Origin of the sequence: Sediminicola sp. YIK13 (assembly GCF_001430825.1) — a bacterium.
Taxonomy (GTDB): Bacteria; Bacteroidota; Bacteroidia; order Flavobacteriales; family Flavobacteriaceae; genus Sediminicola.
This window is the reverse complement of the sequence record NZ_CP010535.1, coordinates 2,239,964-2,253,979: the sequence shown is the minus strand read 5'-3', so window position 1 is coordinate 2,253,979 and position 14,016 is coordinate 2,239,964. Positions and strand designations below refer to the sequence as shown.

Annotated in this window: 6 protein-coding genes; all 6 read right to left on the bottom strand. The window is 39.7% G+C overall.

Annotation, left to right across the window (positions count from 1 at the left end; all coding sequences use genetic code 11):
- Positions 1-2: 2 nt before the first annotated feature.
- Positions 3-893, bottom strand: coding sequence for a hypothetical protein (locus SB49_RS09985; protein ID WP_062056176.1), 891 nt, complete (start codon positions 891-893; stop codon positions 3-5).
- A 4-nt stretch (positions 894-897) separates the two neighbouring features.
- Complete coding sequence (locus SB49_RS09980; protein WP_062056173.1) at positions 898-2,244, bottom strand: vanadium-dependent haloperoxidase; 1,347 nt, start codon at positions 2,242-2,244, stop codon at positions 898-900.
- The gene (locus SB49_RS09975; RefSeq protein ID WP_062056171.1) at positions 2,244-5,504 is read right to left on the bottom strand and encodes a VCBS repeat-containing protein; all 3,261 of its coding nucleotides are present in this window, start codon (positions 5,502-5,504) and stop codon (positions 2,244-2,246) included. The genes SB49_RS09980 and SB49_RS09975 overlap by 1 nt, the downstream gene beginning before the upstream one ends.
- Positions 5,497-8,856, bottom strand: a complete 3,360-nt coding sequence (locus SB49_RS09970) for a VCBS repeat-containing protein (protein ID WP_062056169.1) — start codon at positions 8,854-8,856, stop codon at positions 5,497-5,499. The genes SB49_RS09975 and SB49_RS09970 overlap by 8 nt, the downstream gene beginning before the upstream one ends.
- Positions 8,857-8,861: 5 nt before the next feature.
- Positions 8,862-12,167 carry a VCBS repeat-containing protein gene (locus SB49_RS09965; protein WP_062056166.1) on the bottom strand — a complete coding sequence of 1,102 codons (3,306 nt, stop codon included), beginning with the start codon at positions 12,165-12,167 and terminating at the stop codon, positions 8,862-8,864.
- A 226-nt stretch (positions 12,168-12,393) separates the two neighbouring features.
- Positions 12,394-14,007, bottom strand: a complete 1,614-nt coding sequence (locus SB49_RS09960; protein WP_062056164.1) for a RagB/SusD family nutrient uptake outer membrane protein — start codon at positions 14,005-14,007, stop codon at positions 12,394-12,396.
- Positions 14,008-14,016: the final 9 nt, after the last annotated feature.

The following is a 14,016-nucleotide window of genomic DNA, read 5'->3' as shown; positions in this document are numbered from 1 at the left end:
TATTATTCGCTCAAAGGCATATACACTTCTGCTTTCCAATTTAGTTCGTCACCGCCCAAATTGGGATTGTTATAAAAAATTTCAATGGGAAGTCCTGTCACATCAATATGATGTTTTTTGGCGTAATCCAAGAGGGCGTACCACGCTCGGTCCGAAGTTATATAGTTGCCATTGTAAATGGCCTTTAAGGCTTTGCTTTTTTTGCGAAAACCGTATTGAAGATCGGGATGGTTGGGTAAACTATCAGATTGTATCACAGGGTACCCAAAATTATATTCAATGCTATCCTTTTTCCTATCCCATTTGGTAATTTCAATAAATGGTTTCCCCTTGAGTTCAGCACCATTATTAACCAAATAAGGGTCGAGCAAAGGAAAGTTTCTCATCATGCCTTTGGCTTTGTCAAACTGTGAAGATTTAACGCTCACATATGCGTAATAGGTGGAGTCAATTTCGTCTTCACCAACAACTTTAACGCGTATTCGCTTAAGATGGTTATGTAGATTTTCATTAAAATCTGAGAGGGTCCTTATCGTGCGTTTTTCAAAATCCGTATCCGTGAATGGGACTAGGATCTTGTTCATTAGACTATTTTGACTATCCTTGGCGAAGATCTTTATTTTTGAAACCGAATCATTTTCTTCGCTTATCTCCCATGAATATATGTGAGTAGAGTCATTAAAACTCAAAGATTGGTCTAGATGGCGTAAATCTAGGTCACTTGTCAGTTTGGTGCTATCAAGCGTGGAATCCCAAAGTTTTATCGTCTGGTTGATCGTACCTGCATTGGCTTTAGCCTCAATGGTCACTAAATAATCATACGGATAGAAAAATAGATAACCGATGGCTCCCACAATAAAAAGGGTTGTGAGAATTAATAAGAACTTCTTCATAAAACTATTCCGTTGTTGCTAATTGGGATTCTTGTTTCATATTTAGGTTGTCCGTAACAAATTTTCCTAAATCTCTTCCTTGTTTTACCCCAACTTCTACCGCTGATCTATAATGTATACCGCCATACATTCTGCTTATAGCAGCTTCATCAGCAGCCTTTGCAAACGATGGAAATTTTCGTATTGGTAGGCCATATGGAATTTCCGTATCATCTTCGAAAGCAAAATTTTCCCCAAAAATACTGGTCAAGGCAGTAGAAGCAGCTCCAGAAACAACACTGTGTCCACTCGTGTATTCTGGAAATGGCGGTGTTTGAAGTACTGGCTTCCAATTTTCGTCAATATATTGGTTGATAAGGGTTTCAGGTCTAATTAGATTACTCCGGTATTTTTCATCCCAACAACTGATAAAGGCATCAGCCATGGCTATAGACGTTTTAGTATAGGCGTAAAGGGTTTTGTCAAAATCACTATCTGTTTTTTTGGCAGCAATTTTTGTAATGCCAATCCAATGTGCTCCCGGTGTTATTTTTTTTGTCGCGAACATTAAATGTCCATAAGTTACTGAGACATATGGGTTACAATCCCAAAATTTGGCCATAGCTATTTCTTCCGAAGTATCTCCCTTGGCTGTAATTTCCTTACTGATATCATATACTTCCTTTAGCTCTTTGTAAAATGGGGAATCAACATCCATTGAATAATCTGGGGGAGGTACTGGTTTAAATTGTTCGGAGGAGTCTATCACAAAAGGACGAATTTTACTCCAATGTGGCTCAATGCCATCCATATAAGAGGGTGGTGTAGGCTGCCAACGCGATTCTTCACCGGACATTACCGTAAATTTTGGCATGGTACGGGTTTGTTTGTAATTGTCCTCATTCATCCATGCACTAATATGCTCGGCCACTTCTAAACCATACTCTTTGGAAGCTTCAAATTCAGTTGGGTTTTGTGAAGACCATATATTGTAAAGACTATCCCTGAAAACAGTTAATTTTTCCTCGCTGAATATTAGCCTACGGCTCATATCCAAATGAGCGATAAGAGCTGATAAATGCACGTTTACAGAAGCATCAGTTTTTGGACTTGGAATAGGGGTCAAATCGGTAACTTGACCTACCAAGGATTTGTATTCCCCATTATTTACGGCAATGATCTCATAAGCCGCAATATTCGGATAAGCAAAAATCCTACTGGCTACAGGAGGCGAAAATATATCGTGAATCATTATTTCCGTAACCTTATCTATGGATTGATGTAGCAGGTTAGGAGAGATGATAATAGGTTCTTCTTTTTTCTGACAACTGCCTAGAACAACTATTAATACCAATAAGATTATCTTCTTCATCATTTGTCATTTTTGTTTATCAATTGATATACTTGGACCTTTTCATTATTGAAAGTCGCTATTAAATAAGGTCGGTTGTTAAAGTTTATAATATTCAGATGGCGAATAGATTTCTGTGAAAAATCCAATCCAATTTCATCACCCAAAATTACATTATTTTTCCCTTTTATCATAGCACCGGAGAAAGACCCCAAACGTCCATGATATGGTTTTACACCAAAATAGTTGCCTGCAGCAAGTACTTCTTCCGATCCGTCACCATCAAAATCATACTTCAGGAAAGTCATAATTGGTGCCACTTGCATGTCCACCGAGAAAGGTGTAAAACTGAATTTTCCGTCTTTGTTCTCAAGGTAACCCGAACTTAATTCGGTTACTTCAAATACCGTTGCCTTTTCCAGTTGTTCTTTTGAAAGTATACCCTCAATAGGCTTACCGGCAAAATCTTTATAGGCCGTAAATTTCTTTCTTAGACTTACTAATTGTTCGGATAGCCCTTTTAATCCTTCAATAGGATAATCTTGTCCATTCTTTTCAATGGTGACTATGGTTTCAGTACTGCCATTATCATCAAAATCGGCATAATACATTTTCATAGGGGTTTGCTCGGTGGCTTTAAACTTTGAATTTAAACCCCAATTGCCGAGCAAATAATCCGTATCACCGTCCTTATCGATATCAAAGGGAATGATGCTTTGCCATAAACCTTTGATGGAGGCTAGGTTAAAATCGTCCTTCTCCAATTTACCGTCCTTATTTTTGAAAAACACGGGATTCATCCATTCCCCAACTAGTATTAAGTCAGGCTTACCGTCTCCGTTGTAATCGTCCCAAATAGCGTCTGTGACCATGCCAATATGTAATAAGGACTTGTTTTCTACAATTTCAAAGGCACCATTCTTGTTCTCAAGAAGATAGGACTGTGGAATCTTGCCAAAATCATTGGTGATCATCTGATTGCCTACAAAGAGATCCATATCCCCATCGGAATCAAAGTCGGCCGAAGCCAGTACCGAGGCATTTTGATAAGTGGCTGGGAGTTTTCCCGGAATAAAAGTGGAATCCTTTTGAACGTAAAAACTATCGGAAAGTGGCGGCATTTGATTGAAAAAATCTGCACCTCCTGAGCCTATAAAAAGATCATTTTTTCCATCGCCATTAAAATCGGCTATTACTGCTTCTACATCTTCTTTTATGGAGTCTTTTTTGATTTCTGTTACCTTCTTTTCCCTAAAACCTTCAGAATGTTGGGTATAGACCTTGGAAGGAATAAACTTAGAGCCTCCAAAGAAAATATCCGAGCTCCCATTGTTGTCCAAATCCCCGATAGCCACGGCAGGACCTCGATCAGAGAATTCATACGGGATCAATTTCTGTCTATTGAAATCGAAATACGCATCTTCCTGATGTACAAAATCGATACCAAGATTACCTTCGACTTTATGGAAAATTTCTTTTTTCTTTTTGGTAAACAATGGATAGGTTACGGGAGTTTTATTTTCCGGTTCTATGGTCAGCGTTTGGTTAACGGCTATATTCGTTAGCAACTGGGTCGTTCTATCAGGCCAAATTATACGCAGTGAATCTATCTTGGTTTCCTTACCATAACCAAAATGGATCATGGGTTCTGAAGAGGACTGAAAACCCCTTACAGTGTACATTTCCTTGTATTGAAGAATGCCACTATGGTACGAAAGTACTTTGGCGCCAATGGCAAATGGATTCTTCCCTGGGGATTTTAAGTTAACCTTTAGGTAGTTCGCCTTTTTATCGGTTTTGTTTATATAAAGTGTAGCCGTATGGTTGATGTTATTGGTGACAATATCCAAATCCCCATCATTATCCAGATCGCCCATGGCCGTTGCACCTGAAATTAGGGTGTCCTGTAGGATCCAGTCTTTGGACCTATTTATGAACTGTAGGTCTTTTTTGCCTTCAAATACATAGTTGGGAATGTTACCAGAGGGCATCATATCCAGTGCCTGCTGGTCTACCAACTTGGTATTGTCTATTTTCTTTTTGATCTGGTCGTTAGAGGCAAAATTGATAAAATCCAGGTCGTTGGGACGTTTTGGAATCCCGTTGGAAATAAAAATATCCTGTTCTCCGTCCTGATTGTAATCGGCAAAAAGGGAGCTCCAACTCCAATCCGTTGCGGCAATACCACTTAAAAGGGCCGTTTCCTTAAATTTCCCGCCTTGCTGATTAATGTGAAGCATGTTCCGGGTAAATTGATAATGGTACCCATACTGTTCTATTCGAAGCTTTTGAATTTGTACGTCATCGTCTCCTTCAGAAGATTTGAGCACAGTTTCATCTTCGGGCAACATATCTAAAGAGAGGATATCTGGCCAACCGTCGTGGTTTATATCCGTAACATCATTACCCATGGAAAAGCGAGTGGTCTGTCCAAAGTAATCTTTCAGACTTTCATTGAATGTGCCATCCCCGTTATTTAGATAATAGTAATCGTCTTCATGAAAGTCGTTCCCAACATAAATATCGGGAAAGCCATCTTGGTTAAAATCACTGATGGCAACACCTAGGCCATAGCCATTGATACCACCATAAATACCGGCTTCCTCACTTACATCTACAAAGGTATTGCCGTCATTTCTGAGAAGGCGGTCCCCGGTTTGAAAGTCGCGTTGAAACCGAAGATCTGCCTTGCCAAAAGATTTCTGCGTATGAACCGCATGGTTAAGAAGGTATAGGTCCAGGTCACCATCCAGATCATAATCTAAAAATGCGGCATTAGAGCTGAAGGATTCAAAATCGAGCCCATATGTAGCAGCGCTCTCAGTAAAGGTTTCATTACCGTTATTGATAAATAACTCGTTGTGTCCGTTAAACCCGTTTATTCCCACTACTGCACAGACATAAATATCCAAAAGGCCATCGCCATTGACGTCGCCCATTACCGCTCCAGTATTCCAAGTGCTTTGGCCAGCTACCCCAGCCTTATCCGTGATATCCTCAAAAGTAAGGTTGCCTTTATTGATATATAGCTTATTCTTGACCTGGTTTCCAGAAAGATAAATGTCTGCAAGACCATCCCCGTTAATATCCCCAATGGCTACCCCTCCACCATTATAAAAATAGAGGTAGTCCAATATATTGAGGTCATTGGTTTCAGTTAGGGTATTGCTAAAGGTAATACCGGTTTCTTCAGGCGATGGGTTCATGAACAACCCACCCTCTTTCTTGCCACAACCTAATAGCAATAACGTAAAAATGGAAAGGACAATATTCTTATTCATTTAGCCTGTATATCTTGGGTTGAGTATTGTTTATTGCCGCAATTAAGTAGGTATTGCCATTGCGGTCCTTAAACTGTTTTAGGTGTTTAATTTCTTCCCTGATGAAAAAGCCACTTTTGTTATAATCTTGCCATGTAAAATTCAGGTCTTTGTTTCCTAATAATACATTGCCAAAATTGGCATCCTGTCTGGAGTATTGTGGTTTAAACTCAAAATTATTCCCACCCATGATAAGATCTAAGTAGCCGTCTTGGTTGATGTCTGCACAGGATATGCCGCACACGCAGGACAATTGCACCCTTGTAGGAAGTACTTTAATCGTAAATTTCCCACCTCCTTCATTAATTGCAATGACCGATTCGGCAATAGCCGATTGTTTCATTATAGAGTTATTAAATACTTCTTTAGGAAATAATTCATCAATGGTCTTCTTTGCGTATTCAGAAGCTTTTAGGTTTTTTTTCTTCAAGGAAACCATCTGATTGGTCAACTCCTTTTTCTGGTGTAATGGATAATCTTTTCCATTTTCCTGCAAGGTCACAATCTGCTCTATAGTGCCGTTGCCATCAAAATCATTGACCCACATTTTCATTGGATTATTGGGCGTGGGTCTATAATGTAAATTTGTTCCCTGATTACCCAGAACCAGATCATTGTCACCATCGTTATCCAAATCGGCTACTTCTACCACATTCCAAAGCCCATGAAGACTATCCAAGGTGGTGGGTAATTTGGATAAGCGCCTACCTGAATTTCTGTATATGTTTGGAGTTCCCCATTCTGATACTGTTATAAGGTCCTGTTTCTTGTCCCCATCCATATCTGCCCATACAGCATTGGTGATCATGCCGGCGTCTTTAAGGTCATAGGCCAGACGTTCCGTAGAATTCTTAAAGGTACCATCCCCGTTGTTCTCAAGGAACAAATGGTCGGGGTTCACCCCATAGGTGCCTACAACACTCCTGGAGCCAATGAACACATCTATATCACCATCTCCATCAAAATCATTTGGAGCAATGGTGGAAATATTTTTAAAGGTGGATGGGAGTGATTCTTTTGACCTTGTAAAGACCCCTTTACCGTTGTTGATATAGAGGCGGCTGCGGTAAGTCATTTCCTCTCCCACTTGATTGCCACCTGACCCTACTATAAGATCCAAATCCTTGTCGCCATCAACATCCAGAAAGGCAGCAGCGGTATCTTCATATTCTGCGTCTTCCTCAAAAACTCTTTGACTAACAGGTGTTATTTTCCCATTACCTGAATGTGTATAAATACTTGCGGCTTGTCCCTTGGCTCCACCCATAAAGATATCCTCATGACCATCTCCATTAATATCTCCAACAGCTAGAGCTGGACCTTCCTGGGACAATAGTTTGTAAATTAATCCTTCATACACGAAATCGTTATAACTGTTCTCCTTGTGTGCTATAAGAGAGTTGTTCTTTATTTCCTCCAGCATAGGTTTTATGGCCTTGGGATTGGGAACCTTATAGCGTGAAGTTGCTTGTTTATGATCAAAGGTAATGGTCTGGTCGGCAGAAATATTTTCCATCTTTTGGGTCATATCATCAGGCCAAATGATCCTAAGGGAGTCTATGGTTTTTGAACCACCCAAGCCCATTGTCATGGTGTAATCCATAGAGGACTGGAATCCCCTGGAGGGGATCAATTCCTGATAGACAACATTTCCAGCATGGTAAAGCGTTACCGATGTTCCTACAGCAAATCTATTGCTATCCGTTCCTTGGAACTTTAATTTTATATAGTGGTTGTTTGTAAGAGTATTGGCTTGGTTTTCATAAACAAAGGCTGGCATATTTACATTGTTCACCACCAGGTCCAGGTCACCATCGTTATCTAAATCCCCATAGGCTGCTCCGTTGGACATACTTGGTATTTCAAAACCCCATTCTTTGTTGGCGTTAGAGAAGGTAAGGTCCTTATTGTTTTTGTATGCGAAATTTGGCTGTGGTTTAATGGGCATTTTATTTATGATGGAGTCTATGGATTCTTTCCGGCCCGTAAGCGCCATTTTTTGAATGATCTCATTGGCGAAAAAGTCAACAAAATCAAGATCCGTCAGGTCATGGTTTATGCCGTTGGTAATATAAATATCCCTAAAACCGTCGTTGTCCATATCAAATAGTAAACCGGCCCAGCTCCAATCCGTGGCGTCAACACCACTGAAATAGGCTATCTCAGAAAAGGAACCGTTCCCATTATTTAGTTGAAGGGTATTTTGAATGTACTGCTGATAAAAATCTTTTTCCTGCTTGAGCTTAAATACATCGTACCCGTCAAATTCCATAACTGATTTTACTCTTTCATCGGCCTCGGGCAACATATCAGTTATAAATATCTCAACATTCCCATCATTATTGATGTCTGCCATATCCACACCCATAGCCGAAAGTGATAAATGGGAGGTCCATCCTTTTATGTCCTCTGTAAAAGTACCGTCTTGATTGTTGATGTATAGGTAATCCCTTTCGTAAAAGTCGTTGGAAACATATATGTCTGGATAAAGGTCTTTGTTGATATCGGTAATCATGACTCCCAATCCAAACCCAATAAGACTGCCATAAATGCCCGATTTTTCGCTAACATCAACAAACACGCCATTATCATTGCGCAAAAGCATATCTCCCACACCTTTAAATATGTCCGGAACGCCTTCCCAATCCTGGGCTCTTACATCGCGTTGTTCTGCATATCCCAAACTGCTTACCGGGATATTGCTGTTATTTAGGATATAGGCATCTAGGTCACCATCCTTGTCATAGTCGAAAAATGAGGCATGGGTAGAAAACCCTGTCTTGGCCAGATTGTATGTTGCCGCTTTTTCGGTGAAGGTTAGGTCTCCATTGTTGATGTATAGATCATTGTCATGGTTGTTGCCCTCCATGTTGCCAGCATTACTGACATATATATCTAAAAGCCCATCCTGATTGATATCTACCATTACGACCCCTGTGGACCAAGGTTTACTCCCTTCTACCCCAGCGGCAGCAGAAATATCCTCAAATTTCATATTTCCCTTATTGAGGTATAATTTGTTGGGGCCCATATTGGCGGTCATATAAATATCCACCAAGCCGTCGTTGTTTACATCTCCAATGGCAACACCACCTCCATTATAAAAGTTACGGTATTTGAAAATATTGAAGTTCTTTTTGTTTTCAATATGGTTGATAAAATCAATCCCCGTTTGCTCGGGATCGAGAAGTGTAAATAGAGTAGGTGTCTTATCGGCCTCCTTTGCCTTATCTTCCTTTTTGGAGGTACAACTTAAAGAAATTCCTAAAACCCCGATTAGGATTGCCAGTATAGTTTTATTGCTTCGTTTCATATCGATTACTTCCTGTTTTTGATCAAGAATACAGGAGACGCATTGTTCATTCCAACAATATAATGTTCCCTATTATTTATTATTATTTTTTGTATCGTTCTGGCGGGACCTGAAACATCGAAATCTTGATTTCGAGCCCAATAAAAGCCCCCTTTTTTATCATTTATCAAAACTAGGCCATGTGATGCATCCAACCTACCTAATTGAGTGCTTATTTCAAAGGTATTGCCAACGAATACCATGTCTTTATAGCCATCCAAATTTAAATCATCTATTAAAATGTCATGGGTCGTAGATGACTGGGCTATTAACGGTAATTCTTTGGGAGTAAAATTCCCTGAGCCATCATTTTCAAAATACATACTTTTCAATTCAAAGATTTGCATTTTTTGAGCATTTTCCAATTTTTGTTTGGTAAAAAGGTCCGTTAAAGTAGCTTTTGCAAATCGGTTATAGGACAAATATTCTTTGTTCAGAAATGGCATTTGTTTGACTAGTTCATCTTTTGAAGCGAAGGGTGTTTCTGTGTTACCTTCATAATAGGTTACTAGAGGTTCAATAGATCCATTCTCATCAAAATCTGATCTATATAACGTTAAGGGCTTTTCTTTTGAGGCTTTTAACCTGCTGTTTAATCCCCAATTGCCGGCCACAAGATCTATGTCGCCATCTTTGTCAAAATCCTCGGCTACAACAACGTTCCACCATCCGTTGGTCTTTTCCAATTGAGATGAATTAAAAGGAACATATCTGCCATTTACATTTTTCAATATAGATATAGGTGCCCAATAGCCAACACTTATAAGCTCTTCCTTTCCGTCGTTGTCAATATCGGCCCATATAAAATCCTTCACATTTGGTAGCTCCGTGAAACTCTTAAAATTATCCGATTTAGGTTGAGAAAAAGTGCCTTTACCGTTATTCAGAAAAATGAATTGACGTGCCGATTCACCAAATTTTAGGGGGATTTGATCTGAAGATATCAAGACATCTAGGTCGCCATCATGGTCTATATCTTTTGTCTTCACTTTGGAGGCATTGAACTCTACATCTTGAAATTGAAGAGTGTCTTTTATAAAGGTTCCTTTTTGGTTAAGGTAAAGTCTTGGGCGTAGCCTCGGGCCACTTTCAAATTCATTTCCGCCGCTTACAATAAGAAGGTCTGCCCAGGAATCTCCGTTTGCATCAAAGAAAACTTGGGAAATATCTTCACTACCGGCGTCTTGAAGAAACAGATCGTCCTGTACACTACTAAAGCCACCTTCCTTATTCTGAATAAATAATTGAGAGGCCTGTGTTTTGGCACCGCCGACAAAAATGTCCTGCCGATTGTCCTTATTGATGTCCCCAATTGATATTTCTGGCCCTTCATTAGTGTTGGCATAGGGAATGAGGGGGTCCCTATTGAATTCTAATGTTGAAGGATCTTTGTGAATAAAGGAAATCATATTTTCCGTATTGAAAAAATAGGAATTGGTGTTCTCGGAAGAAGCGTATTCGTAAGTGTTTGTTGCCTCCGACTCTATGAATGTTATTCTTTTGTTGGCTTTTATATCATAGAGCATTTGCGTTTTTCCTTGAGGCCAAATTACCCTAAGAGAATCAATGCTTGTGATACTTCCAAGACCCATATGCTGAATGTTAGGTACGGCAGATAGATAACCCCTGGTCACAAAGTGTTCCTGGTAGATGGTTCCGTTGGGAGTGTAGGCCATTAGTTTAGTGCCTATGCCAAATTTATTGTCAGATGCCCCTTGCAGGGTTACTTCCAAGTAATTGGATTGATCCTTGGCATGGGTTTGGTTTTCTAGTATAAACGCTTCTTCATCAATGTTGTTCACAATAATATCGAGATCGCCGTCATTGTCCAGGTCGGCATAAACACATCCGTTGCTGAAAGAAGGTTCTTTGTTAAACCAATCCAATGAAACGTCCTGAAATGATAGATCACCATTGTTCTTGAAAAAATAATTGGCAACCTTTTTTTGAGGGATGTCTTTGATGAACTCCATGTCAGCAGCGGACATTCCCTTGTCCAGTCTTTTCTGAATAGATTCATTTGCGATGAAACTAATGAAATCCATATCATTGGTCGCTTTTTTTATTCCATTGGAGATATAGGCGTCTTTAAAGGAATCATTGTCAAAATCTGCCAATAAAACGCCCCAAGACCATTCTGTTGCAGCTATTCCGGCCAAATGTCCAATCTCGCTAAATGTATTATTACCTAAATTTAGATGCATTGTATTCTGCATAAATTGAGGGGAATACCCATTTTTTAAATACGATTGGTAGGTAGGATAAGCATATTCCAGTCCAGACGTTTTATAAGTTTCCAAGTCTTCAGGCAGCATATCCAAAGACATAATATCTGTTAGACCGTCATTATTAATGTCAGCAATGTCATTCCCCATGGAGTAATGTGTAGTATGACCTAAACTTAAATTATTTTTAGTGATGAGTTCTTTAAAAGTGCCATCGGTCTGGTTGATGTATACGTAATCATTTTCAAAAAAATCGTTACCAACGTATATGTCCGGAAAGCCATCATTATTGAGATCACTGACACCCAGTCCCAATCCATAACCTATTCTGCCTTGAAAAATACCGACTTCTTCTGAAGCGTCTATAAAGCTGCCATTTTCATTCTTAAAGAAACGATCGCCTGATTTTGGATCCATAAATTCTCTTTGAGATCCCTTTCCGTAGGTGCTATTGGGATGTACAGAATGGTTCATTAGAAACATGTCAAGATCCCCATCTAGGTCGTAATCCAAAAAAGCGGCTTGGGTGGAAAATCCAACAAAATCAAGTCCATATTTGGCTGCATCTTCCTTGAACACGGGAATGCCTTCAGAGTTAACTCCTTGATTAACGTATAGTAGGTTTTTGCCTGTGATTCCATTAAAATCCCCTACTTTACACACGTAGATATCCAGTAGGCCGTCATTATTGATATCAACATGGGTTACCCCGGTAGTCCAATTCCCCTGATTTTTTATTTGGGAGATGGTAGTGGTGTTTTTGAATTTCATTTCACCAAGGTTCATATAGATTTGGTCTTCACCTTGATTGGCTGTAAAATAGAGGTCAATTAGGCCGTCATTATTAAAATCGGCCGCTGCTATTCCTGCTCCATTGTAAAAGTACAAGTAGTTCAGGATATTTAATTCCGGAGTCTCTTTTAGGGTATTAGTGAAATAAATACCTGTTTTGGAGGTGTCTAATTTAATAAACCTCTTAAGTTCATTTTTTTGGCATCCAGATAGTAGTATGGTAAATAAAATTAAATGCCCAAAAATCCTGTTCATTACTCTTCATATGAGGAGGACAAGATACTTAATCTGCTTTAAGCATGGAAGATGAATAGTATAATTTTTTTAACTAGTTTCTGTTAAAATAGTTATTTGTTGTCTGGGTTCTAAACAAAGAAATGGAGCGTATTCTGACTGAGTTCTAATTTATTGTAAATGTTAGCGTATAAAAAAACCCTGACTAAATTAGTCAGGGTTTTTAAACTTAGTATGTTATGTTGGATTAGTATCCAGGATTCTGAACCAAGTTAGGGTTAGCCAACAATTGAGTTGGAGGGATTGGGAACAAGTTACGAGCTGTGTTTCCAATTTCATTTGATTCTTTAAATAACCAGTCTCTGTTGAACTGTCCGAAACGGATCATATCGTTTCTTCTCCAAACTTCTTGGTAAAGCTCACGACCTCTTTCATCCAAAAGTTGTGACTCTCCTACGGATGTAAGTGGGTTTGCGCCTCTTAATGTACGAAGTTCGTTCACCATAGCAGTAGGATCTTGTCCACTACGTAGCATAGCTTCGGCCTTCATTAAGTGGGCATCTGAATAACGGAAGACAATTTCGTGACCTACAAAACCTCCACCGTATCTTACGTTGTATTTTTGAACACGTATTCCCGTTGTTTCATCATTGTTGATAAAACTTGGAGCACCGGTACCATCAACAAAATCTCTTTTGAAAGTCAATGGAGCACCAGCTCTGTCTTTTAAAGGGGTACCATCCAAAGCAAATTGTTGCCCTATCAAGTATCCAAATCCAACATTGGATCCATCTTCAAGACCACCATTGTCTGTAGTACCTGGTTCACCTGTAAATGGCTTACCTGCTGGAGGAACACCACCACGTCTTTCTTCTTGGCCATCCAATGGATTTCCGTTAACATCAACTCGGTTGCTGTTTGGATCTCCCTCATAAAGGTCGTAGAATTCTGCCAACGTACTGAAACCGTTCCAACCACCACCACCAATTGCTGTGGAGTTGTAGTGTAATCCGTTGAATATTCTGTTACCTGTGGCCAAAGATGTCAAGGACCAGATGGTCTCATTATCTGCCTCTTGTCTAAATAAGTCAAAGTACCCAGCTTGTAAAGCGAATCCATCTGCGGCAATCGCATCGACCAAAGAAATTACTTGGGCCATGTCTGCTGAATCAGGACTAGTACCAAGGTAGATGTGCTTATTTAAAAGAACTTTTGCCTTCAAATGACGAGCTGCAGCTTTGCTGGCTCTATTTAGTTCTGCACCTGTACCAGCTGATTTAGTTGGTAAGTTTGCAATGGCTTGATCAAGATCGGCCAAGATGATGTCCAAAGCGGCCTGTCCAGTCAATACTTCTGGCAAAGCCGATGATGGTAAGGATGTATCCCTAAAAGGAACCTGTCCGTAGTTGTCCAAGATAACCCACATGCTGTAGGCTCTCATAAAACTAGCATCACCGATATTATTGGCAGTTGGATTACTTCTTGAGTCCAATACTTGGGAAGCAATTAACTGGTTTGCATTGAACTGGTTCCAAACAGTACCGATAAAGGCATGTTCCCCGTTCCATGAATGGTTATGAAGTACCCTCCATAAACCATTATCACCCCAGTCAGTTCCTCTTGTAGGAACTAGAGCTGCGTCTGTTGTTACTTCTTGGAGTGCAAAGAAATTTGCTTGGTCTCCATATTGTCCACCAACGCGGTTGTAAAGTTCGTCAACCGTTGAAGTTGGATCTGCCAATCCTTGGAAACCTTCACTGATAATAGAGTCGGTTTCTTCAATTTCTAGGTTGGTACAGGCGGTGAGGCCTATCACAGACGCTATAGTTAGAAAATATATTTTGAATTGATTTCTTTTCATGATATTCAA

Coding starts and splice junctions, on each gene's coding strand:
- SB49_RS09985 (WP_062056176.1), bottom strand. CDS start 893: ATGAAGAAGTTCTTATTAATTCTCACAACCCTTTTTATTGTGGGAGCC.
- SB49_RS09960 (WP_062056164.1), bottom strand. CDS start 14,007: ATGAAAAGAAATCAATTCAAAATATATTTTCTAACTATAGCGTCTGTG.
- SB49_RS09970 (WP_062056169.1), bottom strand. CDS start 8,856: ATGAAACGAAGCAATAAAACTATACTGGCAATCCTAATCGGGGTTTTA.
- SB49_RS09980 (WP_062056173.1), bottom strand. CDS start 2,244: ATGAAGAAGATAATCTTATTGGTATTAATAGTTGTTCTAGGCAGTTGT.
- SB49_RS09975 (WP_062056171.1), bottom strand. CDS start 5,504: ATGAATAAGAATATTGTCCTTTCCATTTTTACGTTATTGCTATTAGGT.
- SB49_RS09965 (WP_062056166.1), bottom strand. CDS start 12,167: ATGAACAGGATTTTTGGGCATTTAATTTTATTTACCATACTACTATCT.